25 protein-coding genes and 1 tRNA gene are annotated in these 24,484 nt (G+C 70.6%); 13 read left to right on the top strand and 13 right to left on the bottom strand.

The features are described from left to right. Window positions 1–891: 891 nt before the first annotated feature. Window positions 892–1,194: a tyrosine-type recombinase/integrase gene (locus tag CRM89_RS31760; RefSeq protein ID WP_229434786.1), complete on the top strand. Its 303-nt coding sequence runs from the start codon at window positions 892–894 to the stop codon at window positions 1,192–1,194. Window positions 1,195–1,200: 6 nt separating this feature from the next. On the opposite strand, the gene CRM89_RS17665 is transcribed toward CRM89_RS31760, so the two are convergent. The 3 genes from CRM89_RS17665 to CRM89_RS17675 all read right to left on the bottom strand — a co-directional run bounded on the left by CRM89_RS17665 (window position 1,201) and on the right by CRM89_RS17675 (window position 4,346). Further along, window positions 1,201–1,274 (bottom strand) — tRNA-Leu (locus tag CRM89_RS17665). Window positions 1,275–1,375: 101 nt separating this feature from the next. Further along, complete coding sequence (locus tag CRM89_RS17670; protein WP_011211385.1) at window positions 1,376–2,863, bottom strand: amino acid permease; 1,488 nt, start codon at window positions 2,861–2,863, stop codon at window positions 1,376–1,378. A gap of 16 nt (window positions 2,864–2,879) precedes the next feature. Continuing rightward, a complete protein-coding gene (locus CRM89_RS17675; RefSeq protein ID WP_098085138.1) occupies window positions 2,880–4,346 on the bottom strand; it encodes a peptide MFS transporter in 1,467 nt (488 codons plus the stop codon). Window positions 4,347–4,477: 131 nt separating this feature from the next. Here CRM89_RS17675 and CRM89_RS17680 point away from each other — a divergent pair, with 131 nt between their 5' ends. Both CRM89_RS17680 and CRM89_RS17685 read left to right on the top strand, forming a co-directional pair. Then, window positions 4,478–4,927, top strand: a complete 450-nt coding sequence (locus CRM89_RS17680) for an SRPBCC family protein (RefSeq protein ID WP_041560411.1) — start codon at window positions 4,478–4,480, stop codon at window positions 4,925–4,927. Between the two features lie 58 nt (window positions 4,928–4,985). Further along, a complete protein-coding gene (locus CRM89_RS17685; RefSeq protein ID WP_098085141.1) occupies window positions 4,986–5,993 on the top strand; it encodes an iron-containing redox enzyme family protein in 1,008 nt (335 codons plus the stop codon). Between the two features lie 49 nt (window positions 5,994–6,042). Here the strand turns inward: CRM89_RS17685 and CRM89_RS17690 are convergent, their stop codons facing one another. The 7 genes from CRM89_RS17690 to CRM89_RS17720 all read right to left on the bottom strand — a co-directional run bounded on the left by CRM89_RS17690 (window position 6,043) and on the right by CRM89_RS17720 (window position 11,309). Beyond that, on the bottom strand, window positions 6,043–6,252 hold the full coding sequence (locus CRM89_RS17690; RefSeq protein WP_060595136.1) for a CDGSH iron-sulfur domain-containing protein: 210 nt from the start codon (window positions 6,250–6,252) through the stop codon (window positions 6,043–6,045). A gap of 52 nt (window positions 6,253–6,304) precedes the next feature. Further along, window positions 6,305–6,961 (bottom strand): HemK2/MTQ2 family protein methyltransferase, encoded by a 657-nt coding sequence (locus CRM89_RS17695; RefSeq protein ID WP_060594429.1) that lies wholly within the window; start codon window positions 6,959–6,961, stop codon window positions 6,305–6,307. A gap of 58 nt (window positions 6,962–7,019) precedes the next feature. Then, on the bottom strand, window positions 7,020–7,967 hold the full coding sequence (locus CRM89_RS17700; RefSeq protein ID WP_060594428.1) for a Ppx/GppA phosphatase family protein: 948 nt from the start codon (window positions 7,965–7,967) through the stop codon (window positions 7,020–7,022). After that, window positions 7,960–8,487 (bottom strand): DUF501 domain-containing protein, encoded by a 528-nt coding sequence (locus CRM89_RS17705; RefSeq protein WP_011211392.1) that lies wholly within the window; start codon window positions 8,485–8,487, stop codon window positions 7,960–7,962. Before CRM89_RS17705 ends, CRM89_RS17700 begins: the two co-directional genes overlap by 8 nt. After that, on the bottom strand, window positions 8,484–9,155 hold the full coding sequence (locus tag CRM89_RS17710; RefSeq protein ID WP_060594427.1) for a septum formation initiator family protein: 672 nt from the start codon (window positions 9,153–9,155) through the stop codon (window positions 8,484–8,486). Before CRM89_RS17710 ends, CRM89_RS17705 begins: the two co-directional genes overlap by 4 nt. A 33-nt stretch (window positions 9,156–9,188) precedes the next feature. Further along, entirely contained in the window at window positions 9,189–10,475 is a 1,287-nt protein-coding gene (eno, locus tag CRM89_RS17715; protein ID WP_011211394.1) for a phosphopyruvate hydratase, read from the bottom strand. 111 nt (window positions 10,476–10,586) lie between these two features. Then, window positions 10,587–11,309 (bottom strand): lytic transglycosylase domain-containing protein, encoded by a 723-nt coding sequence (locus tag CRM89_RS17720; protein WP_082668857.1) that lies wholly within the window; start codon window positions 11,307–11,309, stop codon window positions 10,587–10,589. Between the two features lie 246 nt (window positions 11,310–11,555). Between CRM89_RS17720 and CRM89_RS17725 the strand changes: the two genes are divergently transcribed. From CRM89_RS17725 to CRM89_RS17745, 5 genes are all read left to right on the top strand, one after another. Next, entirely contained in the window at window positions 11,556–12,707 is a 1,152-nt protein-coding gene (locus tag CRM89_RS17725) for a TauD/TfdA family dioxygenase (protein ID WP_098085144.1), read from the top strand. Beyond that, the gene (locus CRM89_RS17730; RefSeq protein ID WP_170916175.1) at window positions 12,679–13,689 is read left to right on the top strand and encodes an ornithine cyclodeaminase family protein; all 1,011 of its coding nucleotides are present in this window, start codon (window positions 12,679–12,681) and stop codon (window positions 13,687–13,689) included. Before CRM89_RS17725 ends, CRM89_RS17730 begins: the two co-directional genes overlap by 29 nt. Before the next feature lie 59 nt (window positions 13,690–13,748). Further along, on the top strand, window positions 13,749–15,215 hold the full coding sequence (locus CRM89_RS17735) for an alanine racemase (RefSeq protein WP_098087031.1): 1,467 nt from the start codon (window positions 13,749–13,751) through the stop codon (window positions 15,213–15,215). A 97-nt stretch (window positions 15,216–15,312) separates the two neighbouring features. Then, window positions 15,313–16,341 (top strand): PLP-dependent cysteine synthase family protein, encoded by a 1,029-nt coding sequence (locus CRM89_RS17740; protein ID WP_011211399.1) that lies wholly within the window; start codon window positions 15,313–15,315, stop codon window positions 16,339–16,341. 40 nt (window positions 16,342–16,381) lie between these two features. Then, complete coding sequence (locus CRM89_RS17745) at window positions 16,382–17,776, top strand: MATE family efflux transporter (RefSeq protein WP_098085146.1); 1,395 nt, start codon at window positions 16,382–16,384, stop codon at window positions 17,774–17,776. A 25-nt stretch (window positions 17,777–17,801) separates the two neighbouring features. On the opposite strand, the gene CRM89_RS17750 is transcribed toward CRM89_RS17745, so the two are convergent. Both CRM89_RS17750 and CRM89_RS17755 read right to left on the bottom strand, forming a co-directional pair. Further along, on the bottom strand, window positions 17,802–18,377 hold the full coding sequence (locus CRM89_RS17750; protein ID WP_011211401.1) for a TerD family protein: 576 nt from the start codon (window positions 18,375–18,377) through the stop codon (window positions 17,802–17,804). Between the two features lie 52 nt (window positions 18,378–18,429). Further along, window positions 18,430–18,885: a hypothetical protein gene (locus CRM89_RS17755; protein WP_098085149.1), complete on the bottom strand. Its 456-nt coding sequence runs from the start codon at window positions 18,883–18,885 to the stop codon at window positions 18,430–18,432. A 535-nt stretch (window positions 18,886–19,420) separates the two neighbouring features. Between CRM89_RS17755 and CRM89_RS17760 the strand changes: the two genes are divergently transcribed. Continuing rightward, complete coding sequence (locus tag CRM89_RS17760) at window positions 19,421–20,887, top strand: stealth family protein (RefSeq protein ID WP_371391996.1); 1,467 nt, start codon at window positions 19,421–19,423, stop codon at window positions 20,885–20,887. Here CRM89_RS17760 and CRM89_RS17765 read toward each other — a convergent pair. Beyond that, the gene (locus CRM89_RS17765; protein ID WP_050768166.1) at window positions 20,835–21,824 is read right to left on the bottom strand and encodes a phosphodiesterase; all 990 of its coding nucleotides are present in this window, start codon (window positions 21,822–21,824) and stop codon (window positions 20,835–20,837) included. The two genes, CRM89_RS17760 and CRM89_RS17765, sit on opposite strands and share 53 nt — an antisense overlap. Before the next feature lie 307 nt (window positions 21,825–22,131). On the opposite strand from CRM89_RS17765, the gene CRM89_RS17770 reads away from it, so the two are divergent. From CRM89_RS17770 to CRM89_RS17785, 4 genes are read left to right on the top strand one after another with little or no spacing between them, the layout of a single operon-like run. Further along, window positions 22,132–22,734, top strand: a complete 603-nt coding sequence (locus CRM89_RS17770; RefSeq protein WP_060594423.1) for a hypothetical protein — start codon at window positions 22,132–22,134, stop codon at window positions 22,732–22,734. After that, window positions 22,734–23,057 carry a hypothetical protein gene (locus CRM89_RS17775; protein ID WP_060594422.1) on the top strand — a complete coding sequence of 108 codons (324 nt, stop codon included), beginning with the start codon at window positions 22,734–22,736 and terminating at the stop codon, window positions 23,055–23,057. Before CRM89_RS17770 ends, CRM89_RS17775 begins: the two co-directional genes overlap by 1 nt. Next, window positions 23,057–23,842, top strand: a complete 786-nt coding sequence (locus CRM89_RS17780) for a hypothetical protein (protein ID WP_011211407.1) — start codon at window positions 23,057–23,059, stop codon at window positions 23,840–23,842. The genes CRM89_RS17775 and CRM89_RS17780 overlap by 1 nt, the downstream gene beginning before the upstream one ends. Continuing rightward, window positions 23,839–24,477 carry a hypothetical protein gene (locus tag CRM89_RS17785; protein WP_098085153.1) on the top strand — a complete coding sequence of 213 codons (639 nt, stop codon included), beginning with the start codon at window positions 23,839–23,841 and terminating at the stop codon, window positions 24,475–24,477. The genes CRM89_RS17780 and CRM89_RS17785 overlap by 4 nt, the downstream gene beginning before the upstream one ends. Window positions 24,478–24,484: the final 7 nt, after the last annotated feature.

Here is a 24,484-nt window from a genome sequence, read left to right on the forward strand (position 1 = left end):
GAGCAGGAGCCGCTGACCGGCACGAGCGAGGTTGCCTGATGGGCACTCGACGCAAGCCGCGGTCCGGGATCGAGGATCGCTGGTATCCCACGGTCGTCGTGACCGACCCGGTGACCGGCACGAAGTCGAAGAAGAAGGTCAAGTCCGCGGAGCGGTTCGGGAAGGGCAAGCGGTGGCGTGCCCGCTACGTCGACCCGAACGGGGTCGAGCGCCCGCTAGTCCTTCGACATCGAGGTCGAGGCTCAGTGCTGGCTCGACAGCGACGTGACGACAAAGGTCGTGACTGGGACATGGGACGATCCTGATCGCAGCGGAGTCCTGTTCTCGGCGGTCGCGGAGAAGTGGTTCGCAACGAAGAAGCTCCGGAAGCCGAAGGCCGTCGCCGGGGGTACCGCTCGCTGCTCGATACCCTCGTGCTCCCCGCGTGGGGCTCGAAACCATTGCGAGACATCTAGTTCGAGGATGTGCAGGCGTGGGTGGTGGTGTTGTCGGAGTCCGGCGGCTACCGGTTCAAGGGCAAGGGCTTGTCGGCGTCGCGGGTCGTGCAGGCGTACCAGGTGCTCGACCAGGTGTTGCGGTTTGCGATCAAGGCGAAGCGGCTGGCGGTGAATCCGGCCGAGGGATATCGACCTGCCGCAGATTTCGCCGGGCGAGAAGCGGTACTTGACACATGCGCAGGTGCGGCAGTTGGCGTTGGCGGCTGGCCGATTCCAGACGCTGGTGTTCACGCTCGCCTACACCGGAATCCGCTACGAAGAACCACACCACTCGGCCGGTGTCGATCCCGCTGTTTCTGACCGAGCGATTGGCCGTCCTGCTGGATGAGGGTGCGCCGAGCGAGCGGGTGTTCGAAGGTCGCGACGGCGGATTCCTGTCGCTGGGTCAGTTCCGGTGGGCGTTCGATCAGGCGGTGACAGCGACGGGCCTGACCGGGATGGTGCCCACGGGCTGCGTCACACTGCGGCGTCACTGGCGATCAGCGCGGGAGCGAACATCAAGGTTGTGCAGAAGATGCTCGGACACAAGGCCGCGACGCTGACGCTGGACCTCTACGGGCACCTGTTCGATGACGACATGGACCCGGTCGCGGACGCGACGAACCGCGGTGCACTCGAAGCTGCTGCGGACTGCCTGCGGACCGACAGGACGGACAGAGTGCCCAATGGTGATCAGAACCGGGCGCAACCTGCGTGAACGCGGTGCCCCCAGTGGGACTCGAACCCACACTTGGCGGATTTTAAGTCCGCTGCCTCTGCCAATTGGGCTATAGGGGCGTTCGGGTCAGACTACCGAGTCGTACGGCTGTACCGGAATCCGGCGGGCGCGGGGCGGGTGGTGCGGGAACGGTCCGCACCACCCGCGCGGGGCGGCGCGTTCACTCCTTGCGGAGGCTGACTTCCTCCTTGCCGAGCAACGAGTTCCGGCGGCTGTAGGCGAAGTAGATGATCAGGCCCAGCGCCATCCAGATGATGAAGCGGATCCAGGTTTCGACGGTGAGGTTGACCATCAGCCACAGGCAGGCGAGGACGGCCAGGATGGGGACGAGCGGGACCAGCGGGACGCGGAAGCCGCGGGGCAGGTCGGGGCGGGTGCGGCGCAGGATGATGACGCCGATGGCGACGAGGACGAACGCGAACAGGGTGCCGATGTTCACCATTTCCTCGAGCGCGCCCATGTCGACGAATCCGGCGAGCACGGCGCAGGCGACGCCGACGATGATGGTGAGCCGCACCGGGGTGCCGTGGCGGCCGGTGTGGGCGAGCGGGCGCGGGAGCAGGCCGTCGCGGGACATGGCGAACAGCACGCGGGTCTGGCCGAGGTAGAGCACCATGACCACGGTGGTGAGACCGGCCAGGGCGCCGACGGCGATGATCTTCTCCGCCCAGGTGACGCCGTGCAGCCCGAAGGCGGTGGCCAGGGTGGCGTTCTCGCCGGAGAGTTCGGTGTAGGAGACCATGCCGGTGAGCACCAGGGAGACGGCGACGTAGAGCACGGTCACCACGGCCAGCGAGCCGAGGATGCCGCGGGGCACGTTGCGCTGCGGGTTCTTGGTCTCCTCGGCGGTGGTGGCGACCACGTCGAAGCCGATGAACGCGAAGAACACCAGGCTGGCGGCGGCGAGCAGGCCGTACCAGCCGAAAGTGCTGTTGCCGGCGCCGGTCAGGTAGGAGAACAGCGACTGGTGGATGCCCTCGCCGCCCTGGCCTGCCTCCGACGGCGGGATGTAGGGCGAGAGGTTGTCGGTGTCGAAGTAGGCGAGGCCGACGGCGATCACCAGCGCGATCACCGCGAGCTTGATCGCGACCGCGATGGCCGAGACGCGTGAGGAGAGCTTGGTGCCCATCGCCAGCAGCACACACAGCACAGCGATGAGAAGCACCGCGCCCCAGTCGAAGTCGAGCCCGCCGAGGTCGACGATCGGGGTGATGTTCAGTACCTCGCCGAGGTACTGCGACCAGCCCTTGGACACCACCGATACCGCGAGGGCGAATTCCAGGAACAGGTCCCAGCCGATGATCCAGGCGGCCAGCTCGCCGAAGGTGGCGTAGGAGAAGGTGTAGGCGCTCCCCGCGACCGGCACGGTGGAGGCGAACTCGGCGTAGCAGAGCGCGGTGAGACCGCAGGCGATGGCGGCGAAGACGAAGGCCAGCGAGACCGAGGGGCCCGCGACGTTGCCCGCGGTGCGCGCGGTGAGGGTGAAGATGCCGGCGCCCACGACGACCGCGACACCGAAGATCGTCAGATCCCAGGCGGTCAGGTCCTTGCGCAGCTTGGAATCGGGTTCGTCGGTGTCGCGGATCGATTGCTCGACCGACTTGGTGCGTAGCAGGCTGCTACGGCGGCGCGGACTCGAGATCGCCATCTGGTCACTCCTTCTGCTAATGGACGCCGGCCATGTAACGGCTGATCCACGGACCGAGGGCCGCAACGATCAGGCCGATCACAATAGCGACGGCACCGGTGACGCCGAAATAGACCGCCTCGTGCTGCGGATCGTAGAAACGAGCGAGGACACCGGACATAGACGTACCAATACCCACGGAGAAGAAATACAACGCCATCATCTGGGCGCGGAACGCCTCGGGCGCCAGCTGGGTGGTGACGGCCAGTCCGATCGGGGACAGCAGCAGCTCGGAGATCGCGAAACCGGCCAGTACCAGCAGCACGAGCACGGCCGGAACTCCGCCGTCGGAGAACCCGGCCAGCGGCATGAACAGCAGGAACGAGGCGCCCATGCCGATCACGCCGAGCGCGAACTTGCGCGGGGTGGAGGGCGCTCGATTGCCCAGCCGCGTCCACAGCAGCGCGAACAACGGCGAGAGCACGATGATCCACACCGGTTCCACCGAGCCGATCCAGTTGCTGGGCGCGGTCCAGCCGAAGATGCTCCAGTTCATCCGCTCGTCGGAGTAGACGGCCAGCACCGTGAAGATCTGCTGGAACAGGCTCCAGAACACCGCGTTGGCGAGGAACAGCGGCAGGAACGCGCGCACCCGGCTGCGCTCGATCGGGGTGACCTTCGCGCTGGTGAGCATGACCAGGAAGTAGGCGGCCGAGGCGACCACGATGACGCCGGTGGTCACCTCCGGCAGGTTGTCGAGGGTGACCCAGCCGACCGCCCAGGTGAGCGCGACCACCGCGGCCGCGCCCGCCACCGCCGCCAGGATCGGGCCGTAGGCGCGGCGCGGCAGCGGGTTGGGCACGGTCTTGCCCGCGGTGCCGAGGTTGCGCCGGAAGATCACGTACTGGGCCAGGCCGAGGGTCATGCCGACGGCGGCCGCGCCGAAACCGAAATGGAAGCCCCAGTGGGTCTGCAACACGCCGGTGAGCAGCGGGCCGGTGAAGGCGCCGAGGTTGATACCGAGGTAGAAGAGGGTGAAGCCGCCGTCGATGCGGGCGTCGTCGGCGGGATAGAGGGTGCCGAGCAGGGAGGAGGCGTTGGCCTTGAGGGCGCCGCTGCCCAGCGCGACCAGCGTCAAGCCGACGCCGACGCCGGTCAGTCCGGGCAGCACGGCCAGCGCGAGATGCCCGGCGACCACCACGACGCCGCCGTAGAACACGGTGCGCTCCATGCCGAGCAGCCGGTCGGCGACCCAGCCGCCGAGCACGGTGGACAGGTAGACCAGACCGCCGTAGGCGCCGACGATGCCGACGCCGGTCTCCTGCGCGAGCCCTAGCCCGCCCTCGGTCACCGAGTAGTAGAGGTAGTACCCGAGGATCGTGAGCATGCCGTAGAAGGAGAACCGTTCCCACAGCTCCACACCGAACAGGTTGGTCAGCCCGATCGGATGGCCGAACAGCGTCCGGCCCGGGATCGGTGGATCGGATTCCACGACGTGCGACATGAGCAGACCTTGACACATTCCGCTACCGCGTGGCGAACAACTCGCCGGATTCGTCGGCCGCCCACCGGCGCGGGTTTCGGTCCGCGCAGGCGGGGAAAGTCGGGGGCGAGAACGGGACGAAGGGACAGGCCATGAGCGACGCGGAGATCATCGTGCCCGCCGACATCGAGCGCGCCTTCGCGGTGCTCAGCGACGGCTGGCTGTATGCCGGGTGGGTGGTCGGCGCCTCCCACATCCGGGACGTGGATCCGGACTGGCCCGCGGTGGGCTCCCGCATCCACCACAGTGTCGGACCGTGGCCGTTCACCGCCAAGGACGTCACCGTGGTGCGGGCCGCCGAGCCGCCCCGGCGCCTCGAACTCGAGGCCCGGCTGTGGCCGGTCGGCTCGGCGCACATCATCCTGGAGCTGACCGCGACCGGGCCCGAGACCACCCGCATCGTCATGCGCGAACACGCCATGCGCGGGCCGGGCACACTGCTGCCGAACTCGCTGCAGCACGCCGCCATCAAACCGCGCAACCAGGAGTCGTTGGCGCGGCTGTGCCATCTGATCGTCGGACGGGCACGCACCCGCGATTGACCGGGGTGAACGCCGACACAGCCGGGTAGACCCGCGCCGGCCGGGGTATTCGCCGGTCATGATCGAGATCGGGAAGACGGGGCTGTCCAGGTTGCCGGAACCGCGCGGGGAGCTGTCGGCCGCCGTCGTCGACGCGTTGCGCGGCGAACCGGGCTCGGCCCTACCGCGGGTGGGCGACTCCGTCGATCCCTACGGCGAGGACCTGCACCTGGCCCTGCACACCTGCTACGAGCTGCACTATTACGGCTTCGACGGCGTGCATCCCGGCTGGGAATGGGACCCGGGTCTGCTCGGCTTCCGCGCCGGATTGGAACGGCCCTACCTGGCGGCGCTGCGGGCGGACGTGCCCGGCGGCGCGGACCTCGGCGGCGAACTCGAGCAGCTGCTGGTCGAGCCGATCGACGGGGCCGGGGTGAGCCGCTATCTGCGCGACGAGGGCCGGTGGTGGCAGGTGCAGGAGTACTTCGTGCACCGCTCGATCTATCACCACAAGGAAGCCGATCCCTATGTGTGGGCGATCCCGCGGCTGCGGGGCCAGGCCAAGGCCTCGCTGGTCGCGGTGGAGTTCGACGAGTACGGCGGCGGCCACGGTGACCGCGTGCACGCCCGGCTCTACGCCGACCTGATGGCGGGCGCCGGACTCGACGACGGCTACCTGCACTACCTGGAGCACGTGCCGGCGCCGATGCTGGCGATCGTGAACATGATGTCGCTGTTCGGACTGCACCGGGAGCTGCGCGGCGCGCTGGTGGGCCATTTCGCCGACGTGGAGATCACTTCCCCGCCCGGATCGCGGCGGATGGTGGAGGCCTTGGACGCCTTCGGCGCCGACCCGGCCTGCGTGCGGTTCTACGCCGAGCACGTCGAAGCCGACGCCGTGCACGAACAGGTGATGCGCCGCGACGTGATCGGCTCGCTGGTCCGCGAGGAACCCGCGCTCACCGAATCGGTGGTCTTCGGCATCCAGGTGACGAACCTGCTCGAAGATCGCTTCGCCACCCAGGTACTCGACAACTGGACGGCAGGCCGCAGTTCGCTCCGCAAGGAATTGCCGGTCCCCGCCTGAGCGGGTCAGCGGCCGGAGGCGGTAGCGCAGCGTCACCACGCAGGCCGGTTCACTCCGGCGCCGGCCGTACCCGTTTGCGGTGGCTGGTGTCGCACAGCGGATAGGTCTTGCTGCGACGGCACATGCACAGGGCGACCAGGAAGCGGTCGCAGGTGATCACCTCGCCCGCGGGCGAGACCAGTTCGACCGGTCCTTCCACCAGCGCGGGGCCGTCGTCGGTGTAGGTGATGCGCCGCCGCTCCGGTTCCGCGCGGACCACCCGGCGATCCGTCACCGATCCGGTCCCGGCACGGTCGTTTTCGGTGTGTGCGTCAGCGTTCGATGCGGTCGGCACGGATGACCACCAGTTCCTCGTGACGTTGGCCGGGCGCGATCAGCCCGACCGATTCGAGCCAGGCGGCGCGCTCGCGCAGCACCGGCCCGAACGGGATGATGTGGCGGGCGACGGTGGAGGCCTTCAAGCCGTTGTCACGCAGCCGCCGCAGCGACGTCTCCTCGCCGCACAGCTCGGAGTGCACGATCAACGCGACGCCACGCGGGGCGAGTAGCCGCGGCAGGTGGTCACAGAGCCGGTCCAGCACCGCGCGGCCGTCGTGGCCGGCGTCCCAGGCGCGGTCGGCGCCGCGGGCGGGGTGCGGGTCCGCGCACGGCACGTACGGCGGGTTGGCCAGCACCACATCGAAGGTCCGCTCCCCCAGCACGGCCGCGAAATCACCGCGCAGCAGTTCGATGGGGAGCCCGCGCAGGCGGCTGTTCAACCAGGCGGTGGCGACGGCGCGGCGGGACAGGTCGACCGCGGTGACGGACTCGGCGCCCGCCTCGGCGGCGGCGATGGCCAGCGCCCCGGTCCCGGTGCACGAATCGAGGACGCGCGGCCGCTGCGGCAGGGTGGCCGCGGTGGCCGCCTCGGCCAGCAGCCGGGTGTCGGTTTGCGGACGGTAGACGCCCGGGGCTCGGAGGAGTCGCACGAGGCGGGAATACCTCGATCATCTCGACCGAAACGAACGCCGGCGTTCCGGCGGCGGATCAGGCGATGGACAGGGCGATACCGTCGAGGATGTCGTGCTCGCTGACGACCAGTTCGGTGATGCCGGCCCGGCGGGACAGCTCCTCGGCGAGCAGCTCGGTGATCACCGCGCCGCCGCCGATGACGTCCACCCGGCCCGGATGCATGGGCCCCAGCGCGGCGCGTTCGTCGTGGGTCATCGCGATGAGCCGGTCGCAGGCGGCGCGCACCCGGTCCAGCGGCAGCGCGGTGAGGTGGATGCGGGCGGGGTCGTACTCGGGCAGGTCGAGCGCGACCGCGGCCAGCGTGGTCATGGTGCCCGCGACCCCGACCCAGGTGTGCGCGCGGCTGACCGGGACGCGGACGAACGCCTCGGCGAGTCGCTCGGCGGCGAACTGCCTGGCTTCGGCGATCTGCTCTCGGGTGGGCGGGTCGTCGTGCAGGCAACGTTCGGTGATCCGCACGCAGCCGATGTCGGCGGAGAACGCGGCCTCGACGCCGTTCGCGTCACCGAAGACCAGCTCGGTCGAACCGCCGCCGAGATCGACCACGACGAACGGCCCGGCGCTGCCGCTCAGCTCGCCCACCGCGCCGGTGAACGACAGGCGGGCTTCCTCGTCACCGCTGATGACCTCGGCTTCGGCGCCGGGGACCGCCCGGCCCAGTTCGGCGCGCGCCATCGCGAAGAAGTCGGCGCGGTTGGCGGCGTCGCGGGTCGCGGAGGTGGCGACCATGCGGACCCGCGCGACACCCGTCTCGCGCATGATGTCGACGTAGTCGGCCAGCGCCGCCCTGGTGCGTTCGATGGCGTCGGGGTGCAGCGCGCCGGTAGCGTCGACGCCCTGGCCCAGGCGCACGATCCGCATCTCGCGGTGTACGTCGGCCAGCCGTCCGTCGGGTCGCACATCGGCGATCAGCAACCGGATGGAGTTGGTGCCGCAGTCGACCGCGGCGACCCGATCACTCATGTGCTGCTCCGCCTTTCGGCTCGTAGGTCGGCCAGTCGGCCGGAACGACGGTGCCGCGCAACCCGTGCTCGGCGGCCAGCGCGACGGCCTCGTCACCGAGCGGGTTCACCCCGGGCCCCTTGGCCAGCGAATGCGCGATGAGCACGTGCAGGCATTTCACCCGCTCGGGCATCCCGCCGCCGGTGAAATCGGTGCCGAGCGGTTCGATCGCGTCGCGCTCGGCCAGGTAGCTCTCGTGTGCGGCCCGGTAGGCGGCGGCCAGCTCCGGATCCCGGGCCAGCCGTTCGGTCATCTCCCGCATCACCCCGGCCGACTCCTGCCTGCTCGCCTCGGCGGTCAGGCGCGGGTCGGTGAGGTAGTACAGCGTCGGGAACGGGGTGCCGTCGGGCAGTCGCGGCGCGGTCTTCACCACCGCGGGCACGCCGTCGGGCGTGCGGTAGGCGATGGCGAGCACGCCGCGCGGGGTGCGGCCGAGTTGTTCGGCGACGATCTCGAGATCACGGTCGGTCGGTGCGCTCACCGTGGTCCTTCCGGTGCGGGCTGGGGCGGTGCGGTGGGCGTGGGGACGGCGGACGGCGGGGTGGCCGGTTCGGCGGGCGGCGGCTGGGCGATGGTGCGCCACAGGTCGGTGTACCAGGGATCCGGGGTCCTGGACTGGGTCGGGCCGGACGGGCGTGGTGGTGCCTCGATGCCGGGCACCTGCACGATGTAGGGCGTCTCGCCGGGCATCACCAACCGCAGCCGGTCCTTGGCCTCGGACCGGATGAACGCCGGGTCCTCCTGCTGGGCACGGCGATCGCGCAGCCGGGCCAGATCGGCCTCGAGCTCGCGACGCTCCTGAGCCAGCTGCGCCGCCTCGGCACGCTGACTGAAGTAGGTGCGCATCGGCACCGACAGGGTGAGCGCGAGCGCGCAGATCACCACCGCGAGGATGACGGCCTTGCCGGTGGACAGGCCGAGCACGGTGCGCTCGGTCTTGTCCTTGGCCTCGCCGCGGCGGACCGCGATCTTGCGGGGTTCGGCGCGCTTCTTGTCCCCGGACTCGACCCGCCTGCGCGGGCGGGCCGCGGCGGGCCGGGCGGCCGCTTCCGCGTCGGCGCCCGCCCGCGGTCGCGACCGGGCCGCGCGCGACGTGCGGCGGTCACCGCGTCCTGCCGGACTGGTACCGCGCGCGCGTCGCTCCGTCATGGATCTCCTCGCCTCACCCTTCGAACACGAGCCTTACCCGTCGAACACGAAGCGCGGGAACGCCACGTCGCCGGCGTACCGCGCGGAATCGCCGAGCGCGTCCTCGATGCGCAGCAGCTGGTTGTACTTGGCGACACGCTCGCTGCGCGCGGGGGCGCCGGTCTTGATCTGGCCGCTGCCCACGGCGACGGCCAGGTCGGCGATGGTGGTGTCCTCGGTCTCGCCCGAGCGGTGCGACATCATCGTCTTGTAGCCGTTGCGGTGCGCGAGCTCGACGGCGTCGAGGGTCTCGGTGAGGGTGCCGATCTGGTTGACCTTCACCAGCAGCGCGTTGGCCGCGCCCTTGGCGATGCCGTCCTCGAGCCGCTCGGGGTTGGTGACGAACAGGTCGTCGCCGACCAGCTGGATCTTGTCGCCGATCTGGTCGGTGAGCGCGACCCAGCCGTCCCAGTCGTCCTCCGAGAGCGGGTCCTCGATGGAGACCAGCGGGTAGGCGCCGAGCAGTTCGCTGTAGAACTGCGCCATCTCCTCGGCCGAGCGGACGGTGCCCTCGAACTTGTAGCCGCTGCCGGAGGTGTAGAACTCGGTGGCCGCGACGTCCAGCGCGAGCGCGACGTCACTGCCCAGCTTCAGGCCGGTCTTGGCGATGGCCTGGGCGATCAGGTCCAGCGCCTCGCGGGTGCCCGCCACGTCGGGGGCGAAGCCGCCCTCGTCACCGAGGCCGGTGGACAGGCCCTTGGACTTCAGCACCGCCTTGAGCGCGTGGTAGACCTCCGCGCCCCAGCGCAGCGACTCCTTGAAGGTGGGCGCGCCGATCGGGGCGACCATGAACTCCTGCACGTCCACCCCGGTGTCGGCGTGCGCCCCGCCGTTGAGGATGTTCATCATCGGCACCGGAAGCACGTGCGCGTTCGGGCCGCCCAGGTAGCGGAACAGCTCGAGGCCCGAGGACTCCGCGGCCGCGCGCGCCACCGCGAGCGAGACGCCGAGCAGGGCGTTGGCGCCGAGGCGGGACTTGTCGGGGGTGCCGTCCAGGTCCAGCAGCACCTGGTCGACGGTGCGCTGCTCGACCGCGTCCAGGCCGATCACCGCGGGCGCGATCTCGTCGAGGACACCCTCGACGGCCTTGAGCACACCCTTGCCGTTGTAGCGGTCGCCCCCGTCGCGCAGTTCGACGGCCTCGTGCTCACCGGTGGAGGCACCCGACGGCACGGCGGCCCGGGTGAGGGTGCCGTCGTCGAGGGCGATCTCGACCTCGACGGTGGGGTTTCCGCGGGAATCCAGGATTTCGCGCGCTCCGACCTGTTCGATGATGGCCACGAAAACGACTCTCCTTCGGCTGCTGGCACGGTGGGTCTGACGGTTGGGCCGTGCGGTGCCGAGCCTAGCGTCCCCGCCGCGTCCGAGGTAACCGGCACTCCGGGCGGCCTGTCACACCCGCCGGCCCACGCTGTAGGCGGCCGCGCGGTGCCGGACGGTGTGGAGATAGCTGGTCGACTGGTTGTAGGTGAGCAGCGCCTGCTGCCAGCCCTCCCGGGAGGTGAGGTCGCCGCCGCTGGCGCACAGGTACCGGGCGGCGGTGAGCGCGGCGTCGTCGATGCTCTGCGGGTCGAGCACCCCGTCACCGTTGGCGTCGACACCCCAGCGCTGCCAGGTCTCGGGAATGAACTGCAGCGGTCCGACCGCGCGGTCGTGCTCGGGGTCGCCGTCGAGCGCGCCGCCGTCGGTGTCGCGGATGACCGCCACGCCCGGCGAGCCGTCCAGCGCCACGCCGATGATGGGCGGGCGCACCACGCCGTCGGCGTGCAGATCGGATTCGCGGTGGGTGCCGTGCTTGCTCTCCACACTGGCGATGCCCGCCAGCGTGGTCCAGGCGATGCCGCAGCCGGGCCGGGAGCGCGCCATCACCGCGGCCGCGTAGCCGTAGGCCTCGAGTGCGACGGTGGGGATGCCGAGCGTGCCGGACTGTGTTTCGGCCCAGTCGCGCAGTTGCAGGGCGGCGCGGCCGGGCGCGTCCACGTCGATGACGGGCAACGGGGCCCCGGGGCCGGGCGGGATGCCCTCGGGAATGGGTGGCAGGTCCTGTCCGAGACCGCACCCGGCGACGACCAGGGTCACCAGCGCGGCGGCCAGGACGCCGGTTCTCTTCGACAACACCACTCCATCATCCAGACGCCGCCGCGTAACCCGGCTTGACGGCGCCGCGCCGCCGACGCGACCCGCGCCTGCGCCCCCGAAAAGCGCTCTCACCGGCGACGGAAGCTCTAGCCTGTCATGCGATTCGGCTATTTTTCCCCGACTCGCTTAGGTAAGGCTTGCTTAAGTCGGTCTGACCGGATAGCTTCGCAGTTCGATTCGCCCCCACCGCTTTTCGATCCGATGCGAAGAAGGGAATCCCTGGTGAAAAGCGTTCTCCCGGAACGTAAGACGCTTCACCCACTGGACATCGAACACCGTGAACTCCCCGCGGCCGCCGCGCGGGCCGTGCGCGAGCTGGCCGACGAGATATCTACCACACTGGCGCGCCTGCCCGGCCCGGCACGGCACACCACGACCCTGACCGACCCGGCGCTGCTCGAGCTGATCGACGCGCGCGCGGGCGAACTGCCCGACGCGGTACGCCACGCCGTGCGCCCGCCCGAGGGCGACGCGGGCGCCGCGGTGCTGCGTCGCCTCCCGCTCACCGACGCGGAATTGGGCCCCACACCGGCGAATTGGCGCGCGGCGGCGCGCAGTGCCGCCGCGGATCCGCACTCGGCGTCGTTACGTCTCGACCTGGCCGTGCTGCTGCTCGCCCGGTGCGCGGGCGAGCCGTTCGGCTGGGTGGGCCAGCAGGACGGCAGGCTGGTCAACAACATCGTGCCGAGCCCCGGCCACGAATTCGAACAGTCCGGGGCCAGCAGCGCCACGCTGCTCAGCCCGCACACCGAGGACGCGTTCCACCCCGAGCGCGCGAATCTGCTGATGCTCGCGTGCCTGCGCAACGTCGACGCGGTCGGCACCACGGTGTCCTCGATCCGCCGGGTGGACCTCGACCCCGCCGATCGCGCGCTGCTGACCACACCGACGCTGCCGATCCTGCCGGACGTCTCCTACGGCGACGGGCACGAGCGGCACACCGCCGTACCGCTACCGACCATCTGGGACGCGGCCGAAAACACCGGAGCCGCATCGTTTCCCACGCTGCGCTACGACCCCGCCTACACTCCGCTCGACGACGCCGACCCGGCCTTCCGGCTCGCCTACGCCCGCCTGGGTGCGGAGCTGGAACGGGTCTGCGTCACCGTGGCGCTGGCGCCCGGCGAAATGCTGTTGGTGGACAACGATGTCGCGGTGCACGGTCGGGTACCGTTCACCGCGCGGTACGACGGCACCGATCGCTGGCTCAAGCGGGTGAACATCCGCCTGCCCGAACGACGGCGCCGGGCCGCCGAAGCCGACGAGAATGGGTACGGGCAGCGCACAGTCGCCCCGTTCCGGAAACGGATCGGCCGAGCGGGAGCAGAGCGGGAAACGACACCTGATGAACGAGGACGCCGTGAACACTCGTGACCGGAGCACGCCGCTGCGCGTGCTCAGCCGCAGCGATCTCGCCGACGTGCCGATCACGCCGGGCGAGGTGGTGCGCGCCGTGGAGGACGCGTATCTCGCCTTCGCCGCGGGCGATTCGGACAATCCGCGCAAGCTCAGCGTGGCCAATCCGGACGGCTGGTCGGTCGCCTACGCCATGCTGGGCCGCGACGGCCGGCGCCGGGTGGTCGCCATGAAGACCAGCTACAAGTTCGACCCCGGCCACGACCGCAGCACCAAGCGCTACTACACCACCATCACGCTCTACGACGACACCACCGGCGCACCCATCGCGATGATGGACTGCGCGCGCGTCGGCGCGCTGCGCACCCCGGCGGTGTCGGCGCTGCTGGTGCGCGAGACGATGCGCCGCGGCGCGGAGAGCGTGCTGCTCATCGGCACCGGCACCCAGGGCCGTAACGCGCTGCCGCACCTGCTGGCGGCCAATCCGCAGCTGCGCAAGCTGATGGTCTACGGCACGCACGCCGAGGGGCTGGCGGCCGTGCACCGGCACCTGGCCGAGCACAACCCGCACGCGCTGCTCGAGACCGTCGAGGATCCACGTGCCGCGGCGGCGGGCGCGGACGTGGTGCTGGCGACCGCGGGCCCCGGCACCGAGGTCGCCCTCGAATCCGCCGATCTGGCACCGGGTTCCACCGTCGTCCTGGTCGGCTACGGCCTGGCGCCCTCGACCCTGGTCGAGGCCGACCGCGTGGTGGCCACCAGCGCCGAGCAGATGCGGCTGACCGGCACCGACATGGCCGGGCCGGACGGCACACTGCGCGGTGTGGACGCCGAACTGCCGCACATTCTCACCCGGCGCGCGGTGGGCAGGCGCTCGGACGAGGAGAAGATCTTCGTCTACAACAGCGGTCTGGTGCTCACCGACATCGCCGTCGCCCACGCCCTCGCCGAACGCGCCATCGCCGAGGGCCGCGGCACGGAGGTGCCACTGTGGGATTAGGGCACGGAGGTGCCGCTGTGGGAACAGAGGTGGGCGTGGACCTGCCCGGAGCGGGCGAGATGGTGCTGTTCGAGGTCGACCCGGCCGCATACGTCCCGCGGGCGGCCGACGAGAGCGCCGAGGCGCCCGCGGACGTCGCGCCCGCACCGGCGCTGCCCGACGAGACCGTGCCCCTGCCGATCCCGGGCTGGCCGGAACGGCCGGGCGACGACGCCTCGATCGCCGCCGTGCCCATGCCCGCGCACCTGGGCGACTGGGAGCGGCGGGTGCTGGCGGACCCGGACCTGTTGGCCGACATCGCCTTCGCCGTCGGCACGCCGTTCCATCTGCTCGCCCCGGCGCGGGTGCGGGCCAACATCGCCGCGTTCCAGGACGCCTTCACCACGGCCGGGGTCGACGGATACGTCTACTACGGCAAGAAGGCGAACAAGGCCGTCTGCGTCGCGCGGGCGTGCGCGGAACAGGGCGCGGGCGTGGACGTGGCCAGCGTCGGCGAGCTGACCGCGGCGCTGGCCCAGGGCGTGCGCGGCCCGGAGCTGATGGTCACCGGACCGGCGAAATCCGACGAGTTGCTGTGGCTGGCCACCCGGCACGGCGCGGTGGTCGCCGTCGACGCCGTCGACGAACTCGAGCGGATGGTCGCCGCCGGATTCGACACCCGGGTGCTGCTGCGCGTGCTACCACCGGCATCGGACAGCCGCTTCGGCATGACCGACGAGGAACTGGACCGGGCGCTCACCCTGCTCGCCGGCACCCGGATCCGGTTGGCCGGATTCAGCTTCCACCTCGGCGGGTACGAGGCGAGCGCCCGCGCCGAGCTGGCGGCCGTCCTGGTCGAGCGGTGTGTACGCGCCCGCGCCGAGGGCCACGCCGCCGACACCATCTCCATCGGCGGCGGTTTCGGTGTCGACTACGTCCCGGCGCAGGCGTGGGCGGCGTTCACCGCGGCGGCCGGGCCCGCCTGGTTCCACGCGGGCAAGAGCTTCGACTCCTACTACCCCTACCACTTCCCCGTTCCCGGCGCCGCCATGCTCGCGGAGATCCTGCGTCACGGTGGCCTCGCGGAGTTGCTGCGCGGCAACGGCATCCGGCTCGCGATCGAGCCGGGCCGCGCGCTGCTCGACCGGGCGGGCTGCACCGTGTTCGGCGTGCGCGGCGCCAAGACCCGCCACGCGCACGGGCGGCCGTACCGGCTGCTGACCGTCGACGGCACCAGCCTGAGCCTGTCCGAGCAGTGGTTCGCCAGCGAATACCTGCCCGACCCGCTGCTGTGGCCCACCCGCCCCGGTGCGCCCACCCCCACCTGCGTGGGCGCCACCAGTTGCCTGGAGTCGGACATGCTCAGCTGGCGGCGCATCCCCCTGCCGCGCGCCGCCGAACCCGGCGACCTGCTCGTCTACCCGAATACCGCCGGGTACCAGATGGATTCCAACGAATCCGCCTTCCACGAACTACCGATCCCGCCGAAGGTCGTACTGCACGAGACCGACGGCGGCCGACTGCGCTGGGCCCTGGACACCCGCTGACGCGCCGTCACCCCACCATCCACACCACCACGCGGGCCCCGGTACGCGCGCCGGACGGCCGTGCCGCGGCCCGCCCCCGTACCCGAGGAGACCACCCATGCTCGTCACCCGTGTGACGGATCTGATCGGCCGCACGCCACTGTTCGAACTCGCCACCACCGACACCGGCACCCGCCTGCTGCTCAAGCTGGAGCAGTTCAACCCCACCGGCGCCGCCAAGATCCGGATGGCGCGCGAAATGGTGCTCGACGCGGAGCGGCGCGGTTTGCTGGAGGTTGGCGGGCATATCATCGAGTCCACGTCCGGCAATACCGGGCTCGGCCTCGCGGTGGTTGCCGCCGAACGTGGGTATCGCTTCACCGCGGTGGTCGATCACCACGCCTGTAAGGACAAACTGCGCGCGATGGCAGCGATGGGTGCGGAACTGGTGTACGTCGCCGACGAGGGTGACGACGGATTGGCGACCTCGGCACGGGAGGACCTGGCCGAGGCGATGGCGGCCGAATGCGGGGGGTACTTCACCGAGCAGCACGACAACGACGCCAACGCGGTCGGCTACTACCCGGTCGCCGAAGAATTGCTGGAAGATGTCGAGCGGGTCGACATCCTGCTGTCGGCGGTGGGCACCGGCGGCTCGCTCTTCGGCACCGCGACCCGGCTGCGCCAGCTCGGCTGCCCGCCGCATGTGATCGGGGTGGAGCCGGTGGGCTCGATCGCCTTCGGCGGCCCGGGCGGCCCGTACTGGCAGTCCGGCACCGGCACGCCGCCCGGCGCCACCATCGGCACCGCCGTCGACTACTCGCTGCTCGACGAGGGCGTGAAGGTGTCCGACACCGATGCCTTCGCCACCGCGCGCGCCGTCGCGGCCGAACTCGGGCTCATGCTCGGCGGCTCCGCGGGCGGCTCGGTGTATGTCGGCCTGGAGCGGCTCGAGCAGTTCCCGCCCGGGTCGACGGTGGTCACCATCGTGTGCGACGGCGGGGAGAAGTACCTCGACACCGTCTTCGACGACGACTGGATGCGCGCGCGTGACCTGCTCGCCCCGGCCGTCGAGGACCGCGTGCGCGAGCATCTGCGCCGGTACGCACCCGCCGCCCGCCGCCCCGCCCTGGCCCACGCGCGATGATCACCCCGCCGTATCGCCCTGCGCACACCGAGGTGCAGCCATGACTCCGTTCGGTCCGGACACGCGCAGGCTGGCCGCGCTGGCCACGCCGATCGCGCTGACCCAGCTGGCCCAGATCGCCGTGTCGACCACCAACATCGCGCTCATGGGCACCCTCGGGGTCGGCGCGGTCGCCGCGGGCGGACTGGCACTGGTGCTGTTCAACCAGATCCGCACGATGTGCGTGGGGCTGGTCACCGGCACCGGTAACCAGGTGGCGGCCGCGGTGAGCGCCGCGGACAAACGAGGTGACTCGCCCGCGGGCGAGGTGCGCGAGATCGTGCGCGCCAGCTTCCTCGTCGCCACCCTGGCCGGACTCCTCGGCGGTGCGGTGCTGATCGGGCTCGGCTGGTCCCTGCAATGGCTGGGCCAGGACGCGAGCGTGCTCGCCGAGGCGCGCCCGTTGCTGGTCGCGCTCGCCCCCGGCCTGCTGCCGTGCCTGTGGTTCCAGGTGCTGCGGCAGTACACCGTCGGCATGCAGCGACCGCAGGCCCTGCTGCTGGTGACGCTGGCATCGATCGCGCTGAACCTGGTGCTCGCGCTGGCCTTCATCCACGGCTGGGCGGGTGCGCCCGCACTGGGGCTCACCGGCGTCGGCGTGGCGACCTCGCTGGTCTTCCTGATCACCTTCGGTGTCTTCTGGGCGATGGTGCGCCACGACGAGCGGCTCGGGGCGATGCTGTCGGTCCGGCCGTGGCCGGTGCGCGGGCGCACGGTCCTCGCCGAGCTGCGTCTCGGCACGCCGATCGCGTTGACCTACGGCTCCGAGGCCGGGATGTTCTCGGTACTCGCGCTGGTCATGGGCAGCCTCGGACCCGCGGCGCTGGCCGCGCACAACGTCGTCTACCAGATCATCTACATCGTGTTCCAGGTCGCGATCGGCCTCTCGCACGGCGCCTCGATCCTGGTCAGCCACGCCGTCGCCCGCGACGAACACGCGCACGCCCGCCACGTCGCGTGGCTCGCGCTGCGCTACGCGGGTGTGGTGGCGGCGGTGACGGGTGCGCTGTACGTGCTGGCGCCGCAGCTGGTGCTGCGCCCGTTCTTGGACCCGGCCGACACGGCGACCCTCGACATCGCCCGGGTGCTGCTGCTGATCGGCATCGTCCTGCAGTTCTTCGACGCCGCCCAGAACATCGGTACCGGGCTGCTGCGCGGGCTGAAGGAGACCGGTGCCGGGTTCCGGCTGTCGCTGATCGGGTATTGGCTCGTCGGTCTGCCCACCGCGCTGGTGCTGGCGCTGCCGGTCGGCCTCGGCGCACCGGGCGTGTGGTGGGGGCTGACCGCGGGCCTGGCCGCGACGGCGATCCTCATGGTGCGCCGGTATTTCGTCCTGCTCGACGGCCTGGCCCTCCCGCGGCCGCGGCCGCTGCCGCAGACCGTGGGCACCGCCTGAGCGCGGTGCCCACGGACTCGGCGGTCTAGACGTTGACCCCGTAGTCGCGGGCGATGCCGGCCAGGCCCGAGGCGTAGCCCTGGCCGATGGCGCGGAACTTCCACTCGCCGCCGTGCCGGTACAGCTCGCCGAAGATCATCGCGGTCTCGGTGGAGGCGTCCTCGGTCAGGTCGTAGCGGGCCAGCTCGGCGCCGGTCTGCTGATCGACGACCCGGATGAAGGCGTTGCGGATCTGGCCGAAGGACTGCCCGCGCGCGTCGGCGTCGTGGATCGACACGGCGAAGAAGATGTTGGTGATCGTCGGCGGCGTGGCGGCCAGATCGACGTTGACCACCTCGTCGTCACCCTCGCCCTCGCCGGTGAGGTTGTCGCCGGTGTGCTCGATGGTGCCCTCCGGCGAGCGCAGGTTGTTGTAGAAGACGAAGTGCTGGTCGGACAGCACCTTCAGGTTCGGCCCGCACGCCAGCGCGCTGGCGTCGAGGTCGTAGTCCGCACCGGTGGTGGTACGGACGTCCCAGCCGAGTCCGACCGCGACCTTCGTCAGGTTCGGCGCCTGCTTGGACAGCGAGACGTTGCCGCCCTTGGCGAGTGTGACGCTCATGATCCCCTTCCGTTCGGCGCACGGCGGCGCCGCCTCTCTCGTTGTGTGCGGGTCAGTTCGGGTGCTCGGCCCAGTCGCGCAGCGTCGCCACGCGGCCCTTCAACGCGTTCAACTCGGACTCGTCGAGCACGGTGCGCTGGATGCCCTGCGCGACCGCGAACGCGGACTGGCGGTGATCGTCGATCACCGCGACATCGATCTGGACGGCGACGTAGTCCGGCGCCCCCGGCATCTCCTCGGCGATCACCTTCGCGGTGCCGCGCGCGCACAGCGCCACGTCGCCGCCGCCCAGGATCAGCAGCGCCACGTCCGGGCGCTGCCGCAACCGTGCCAGTGAACCGCGGTCGGACTTCAGGCTGATCAGGATGCGTCGATCGCCCGCGCGCACCGGCCACGAGACCGGGATGGCATGGGGCGCAGGGTCGGTCGTGACGAGCACGGCGATGGTCTCCTGCGGCCACTGCGGTAGCACGTCGAGCTCGGGATGATCAGCTGTCAACTTCGTCACCTCGCGGATCTCGTGCGCGGCGGGCTGTGCCGCGCCCCTGCCAGTCTAAGGTGCTGGCGCACATGCCCGCTGGTGCAACGGTGGTCCCCGTCGCCCGCTCCGGCCGCCCGCGCCGCCCTGCTACGCCCCGGTAGGGTCCGATTGACGGAATCTCGCCACGGGGGCATCATTCCTATGCAACGTCCTGTTCACCAGGCGTTCTTCGTTTCGCCGGCCGATGACTGTCCGGCCCTGCGTGCTGTTCCACGGTCGCGCTCGGTCGCCACCTCGGAACCGCGCTCTCCTGTTGACGACGCGTGACGCGTCCGGTGCGTGAGTGAGGTGAGAACGAAATGGTTTACCACTCGTCCCGAGTTCGGCGGATCACGACGTTCCGGCACTACGGCACCGCTCCCCACGTCTGACTCCGCACCGCACCGGGCCGGACCGCACCGCGGTGACGCATCGGCGTCGCCGCGGCGGTCGCCCGACTCCCGGTGCGGTGAGAGCGAGGTGCGGGCAAATTCTCTCGGACAGCGAACGTGTGGAGGCAGACATGGATACCGGCATGGGTGGAATGGATTTCGGCACCGTGGACGCGGTCGCCGGGCAGGTGGCGGGCAACCTCGCCGTCTCCGAGGCGACGATCGCCGACCTGGGTTATCTGCGGGCGCAGCTCGCCGCGGCCGAGGTGCCGTTCCTGCTGGTGCGCGACCGCGACCACCGGCTGGTGCTGGCCGCCGACGCGGCCCATCGCGCGATGGTCCGGCGGGTCACCTCGGCCGCGGCCGCGGCCGGTTTCGTCTGCACGCAGCCGCAGCCCGACGTCGTCCGGCTCGGCCGCGACCGCGACCCGGCCCACCACGTGGAGCTGGAGCTGTGGGAGTACCACGGCGACACGGTCGAATGCCCGCGCCCGAACGCGTTGACCCGCACCGTCTTCGACCTGGCCGACGTGGAGTTCACCGAGGTCCGGCTGTTCGACCGCAGCTGGCCGACGCTGGCGCAGATGTTCGCCCCGCAGCCCACCGACGTCGGCTTCGACATCGACATCGTCTTCTCCTGGGTGGACGGCTCCGACCCCGAGTTCCGCGCCCGCCGGGCCGGGATGATGGCGCAGGTCGTGGTCGGCGAGGGCGACGACGCCGACGCCCGCATCCGCCAGATCGACGAACTGAAGTACGCGCTGCGCTCGGTGCACAAGAACGCGCCGTGGATCCGACGGATCTTCATCGCCACCGACTCCCCCGCACCCGCCTGGCTGGCCGAGCACCCCAAGGTCACCATCGTGCGCGCGATCGACCACTTCAGCGACACCTCCGGGCTGCCCACCTTCAACTCGCACGCGGTGGAGAGCCAGCTCCAGCACATCGAGGGGCTCAGCGAGCACTTCCTGTACTCCAACGACGACATGTTCTTCGCCCGCCCGGTGCGGCCGTCGATGTTCTTCACCCCGGCCGGCATCAGCCGCTTCATCGAGGCCGACGTGCGGATCGGCCCCGGCCGCAACAACGAGCGCCGCAGCGGCTACGAGAACGCCGCCCGGGTGAACCGGGCACTGCTGGCCGAGCGGTTCGGGCACGTCATCACCCGCCACCTCGAGCACACGCCGGTGCCGCTGCGCCGCAGCGTGCTGCGGGAGATGGAGGAGGAGTTCGCCGCCGACTTCGCCCGCACCAGGACCAGCCGCTTCCGCGCGGCCACCGACATCTCGGTCACCAACTCGCTCTACCACTACTACGCGCTGCTCACCGGCCGCGCGGTGCCGCAGGAAGCCGCGCGGGTGGCCTACGTCGACACCACCAGCCGGGCGGGGCTCGCGGTGCTCGACGACATCGCCGCACACCGCGACCTCGATTTCTTCTGCCTCAACGACGGCAGCTTCCCGGAGATCTCCGAGTCCGAGCGGGTGCGCGAGGTGTCGCGGTTCCTCGCCGGCTACTTCCCGGACCCGGCGCCCTGGGAACGGGTCAGCGCACCGTCTCGTCGTCCGCTTCCGGAGTCGACTGCCGGCGCCGCATGACGTGCGGGATACGGGCCGCGGGCGGGATCACGATGCCCTCCGCGGCCAGCCGCGCCGCGGCCTCGTCCGGCGTGGCCGGGGAACCGACCGTCGGGCCCGCGTCGATGGGCACCACCGAGTGCACCACGGTGTCCGGGTAGACGTGGACGAAGTTGAACGCCTGCGCACCGTCGCGGCCGCGGATGCCGCCCTCGGCGACGGCCAGATCCTGGGTGTAGCAGCTGGAGGAGGCCACCGACACCGGGATGCCCGCGAAGGTGGCGTAGGTGGAGAAGTGCACGTGCCCGGCCAGGATGGCGCGCACGTCGGTGCCGTCGAGCACGTCGGCCAGCCTGCGCTGGTCGCGTAGCTCCACGGTCACCGCCAGGTCGAGCACGCACGGCACCGGCGGGTGGTGCATGGCCAGGATGCTGCCGAACGGCGCGGGCTCGGCGAGCACCTCGCGCAACCACGCCAGCTGCTCGTCGCTGATCTCGCCGTAGTGGTGGCCGGGCACCGAGGTGTCCAGCACCACCAGCCGCAGCCCGTCGATCATGTGCACCCGGTCGAACGGCTGCCCGGAGGAGCGCTCGTCGAGCAGGTGCCTGCGCAGCGTGCCGCGGTCGTCGTGGTTGCCCATCACCCACACCACCGGCGCGCCCAGATCCTCGGCGAACGGCTCCACCAGCGCGCGCAGCTTGTCGTAGGCGCCCGGCTCGCCGCGATCGGCGAGATCCCCGGTGAACACGATCGCCGTCGGCCTGATCCGGCTCGCGGTGGCGTGCTCGAGCAGCTGGCTCAGCCGCCGCTCGGCGTCCACGTCGCCGTACAGATCCCCGTCACCGGCGACGAGGTGGGTATCACTGAAATGGAACAGAACATGATCCGGACGCGGATACTCCGCGACTCTGCTGATCGGCACCGGACCGAACACCCCTCCCGGCAGAACGACCGCCATCGACTTCGGAGTTCGACGCCAGAATATCGAACCCCTATCGACGGAGTTCCCCCGCGCGGGTGACGACACGCTTGCGAGCGGGTGAGGGTTCGGTGTCGGCGCCGGTCGGCCCGGCCCGCACCCGCCCGCCACCTGGCGTTGCGACGCGACCGGGGCGGTTGTAGCGTGGCGGCGTCCGGGCACGGGAGACCCGGACAGGTCGCTGCCGTCGCGCAGCCACACGAGGGGGATCACCGATGCCATCCAGCCACATCGCCGACACCGCCGCATCGTCGGCACCGTCGGCACCGTCGCCACGGAGAACCACATGACCACCGGTGACCGCCCCGCGGCCGCCTTCGCGCCGCCGCCCAAATCCGCTCTGGTCCGCGTCGAGCTCGGCGCCGACCGCCTGCCCACGCGCATCGAACTGAGCCGTAACTGGAAGAACGCCTTCGAGCCGCCCGAGTACGGGCGCTCGATCATGGACGCTTACGAGTACGCGCTGTACGAGTACGCGGCGCATCTTGTCGCCACGAACAGCCGTCCCCGGAAGGTGCGACCCGACCTGCGCGAGGCCGCCCCGCTGCTGCTGCAACAACGCACCTACGAGGACTACAACGCGACCTACGCCCGGATCTACGGCGTCGCCACCTACACGATGCACGGTCCCGACCTGACCGAGTACGACGAGCCGACGCTGACGGTCAGGGCGACCGCGCATCGCCTGCAATCGGTCACGATGGATTTCGCCTGGGCGGCGCGGACGGAGTCGAACGTCATCGCGCAGGACATCCTGGACTGCTGCGACAAGGTGCGGGCCGCCGTGCCGCGTTTCGTCCACGACGTCTACCTGGACCGGGAATCCGACGAGCAGCTGATGGCACGGCTCGTCCGGCACGAACACCATCTGCTGCGAAACGAGATCTGATGGCTGATCTGAAAGTCGAACTGGACCGGCTGCGCAGTGCTTCGCGGTCGTGGAGCACCGAGGTCGCCACCGGCCTACGCAATGCCGCCACCTCGATCGACGAATTGAAGTACTCGGCGATCCAATTCGGGTTGTTCCTCGGCGCCTGGCAGTCGTATTCGGCCGCCGCGGTATACGTGCAGGACCGGCTGCGAGAGGGTGGCACTGAGGCCGATGAGGTCGCGGCGGCACTGCTGAAAGTGGCCGACACCTACGAGCAGCAACAGGCCGGGCAGAGCCGGGCGACCACCGAGCTGACCGGGGACATGGAGTTCACGATCTGATGGGCGATCCCGTTTCCAAGACCGACCTGGACAAGATCGTCGAAGACTTCAACGCCAAGTCCGACGAATGGCGCAAGAAGCCCGACGAACTCAACGATGCCTTCGACAAGCTCAAGTGGGCCTGGCCGCAGATGTATTGGCTGAAGACCGACGAGCGCGACCGGATCCAGGAGAACCTGAAGAAACTGTTCGACAAGATCGAGGAAGCGGCCGAGGGTATCGCGGCACCGTTCCTGTTCATCGAATACGCGGCCAAATGGCAGACGGTGGGCAACGCGGTGGGCGCGGTGAACGGCCAGCAGAACAGGCCGGAGATCAGCCTGGAGGGCCACTGGGACGGAGCTGCCTACAAGCGGTTCTCGGCCTCGCGCACGGCGCAGAGCACCGCGATGACCACCACGTCGGACATCGCGCAGAAGATCCACACCGAGCTGCTGAACCTCGCCGCCGAAGGCCGGGCCTTCTACAAGGGCTTCGTGGATCGTTGGACGGTGCTGATCGCCGAAGCGGCGGTGGCCATCGCCGAGATCGCCTCCGTCGTCGAGGCCTTCTGGGGTGTAGACCGCCTGGCCGGTGTGATCACCGCCGCGGTCGACCACGCAACCCAGACGATCACCAGTTTCCTCGAACTGCAGTCGAAGGTGGTGATCGCCTCGAACGAGCTGCGGAACATCATCATGCATCCGCCGGCCTTCCCGCTGGGCGCCGACGGGCAGGATCACTGGCCCAGTTCGGTCTCGACGGACTTCGAATCGCCCGCCGACTGGAAGCTCGACGAGGGATGAGCGCCCGGGTGCGGATCGGGGCGGCGTTGATCGCCGCCGTGGCGTCGGCCACGGTGGTGGCGGGGTGCGGTAACGGGGAGCCCGCGCGGTTCGGTGGGGTGCCGCAGTCCTGTGCGCGGTTGCTCGCACCGGCGGTCGCGGAGATCCGGGCGTTCGCGGGCGCGCTGTACACCGAGGGCGATTTCGAGCAGCCGCAGACCGCGGCGGCGACGGACCCCGACCGTCCGTCTCGGGCCTGCGGGGGCGCCTATCCGCAGCGGCCGGTCGCCGCGCCCGCGCCGGGGGCGGCACTGAGCCGGATCGTGAGCGTGGTGTTCGCCGTCCAACGCGGTGACGACCCGGTCGCCGGGGCGGCGAAGTATCTCGACGTGGCGGCGGGCAGTGCCGAGGGCGTGCGCGGCCGCGAAGTCGGCGACGAGTCCTATTCCGGGACACCGCCGTTCGCGGAGACCGGCGCCGTGCAGATCGGGTTCCGGGTGAGCAATGCCGTCGTCACCGTGTCGGTGGTGGGCACCGACGCGGCGCTTCGCGAGGGCGGGGCGCCGGAGCCGGTCCCGACTGCCGAGCTGAGCACCGTCGCCACCGGCATCGCGCGGACGCTGGCCGCCGACCTGGACTCGGTGCTACCGGGCTGACCGCGGG

This window comes from Nocardia sp. FDAARGOS_372 (assembly GCF_002554515.1).
Lineage (GTDB): Bacteria > Actinomycetota > Actinomycetes > Mycobacteriales > Mycobacteriaceae > Nocardia > Nocardia farcinica.

Coding starts and splice junctions, on each gene's coding strand:
- CRM89_RS17780 (WP_011211407.1), top strand. CDS start 23,057: ATGGGCGATCCCGTTTCCAAGACCGACCTGGACAAGATCGTCGAAGAC.
- CRM89_RS17730 (WP_170916175.1), top strand. CDS start 12,679: ATGAACGAGGACGCCGTGAACACTCGTGACCGGAGCACGCCGCTGCGC.
- CRM89_RS17710 (WP_060594427.1), bottom strand. CDS start 9,155: ATGACGGAGCGACGCGCGCGCGGTACCAGTCCGGCAGGACGCGGTGAC.
- CRM89_RS17745 (WP_098085146.1), top strand. CDS start 16,382: ATGACTCCGTTCGGTCCGGACACGCGCAGGCTGGCCGCGCTGGCCACG.
- CRM89_RS17735 (WP_098087031.1), top strand. CDS start 13,749: ATGGTGCTGTTCGAGGTCGACCCGGCCGCATACGTCCCGCGGGCGGCC.
- CRM89_RS17770 (WP_060594423.1), top strand. CDS start 22,132: ATGACCACCGGTGACCGCCCCGCGGCCGCCTTCGCGCCGCCGCCCAAA.
- CRM89_RS17750 (WP_011211401.1), bottom strand. CDS start 18,377: ATGAGCGTCACACTCGCCAAGGGCGGCAACGTCTCGCTGTCCAAGCAG.
- CRM89_RS17760 (WP_371391996.1), top strand. CDS start 19,421: ATGGATACCGGCATGGGTGGAATGGATTTCGGCACCGTGGACGCGGTC.
- CRM89_RS17670 (WP_011211385.1), bottom strand. CDS start 2,863: ATGGCGATCTCGAGTCCGCGCCGCCGTAGCAGCCTGCTACGCACCAAG.
- CRM89_RS17765 (WP_050768166.1), bottom strand. CDS start 21,824: ATGGCGGTCGTTCTGCCGGGAGGGGTGTTCGGTCCGGTGCCGATCAGC.
- CRM89_RS17675 (WP_098085138.1), bottom strand. CDS start 4,346: ATGTCGCACGTCGTGGAATCCGATCCACCGATCCCGGGCCGGACGCTG.
- CRM89_RS17785 (WP_098085153.1), top strand. CDS start 23,839: ATGAGCGCCCGGGTGCGGATCGGGGCGGCGTTGATCGCCGCCGTGGCG.
- CRM89_RS17775 (WP_060594422.1), top strand. CDS start 22,734: ATGGCTGATCTGAAAGTCGAACTGGACCGGCTGCGCAGTGCTTCGCGG.
- CRM89_RS17685 (WP_098085141.1), top strand. CDS start 4,986: ATGATCGAGATCGGGAAGACGGGGCTGTCCAGGTTGCCGGAACCGCGC.
- CRM89_RS17700 (WP_060594428.1), bottom strand. CDS start 7,967: ATGAGTGATCGGGTCGCCGCGGTCGACTGCGGCACCAACTCCATCCGG.
- CRM89_RS17740 (WP_011211399.1), top strand. CDS start 15,313: ATGCTCGTCACCCGTGTGACGGATCTGATCGGCCGCACGCCACTGTTC.
- CRM89_RS17680 (WP_041560411.1), top strand. CDS start 4,478: ATGAGCGACGCGGAGATCATCGTGCCCGCCGACATCGAGCGCGCCTTC.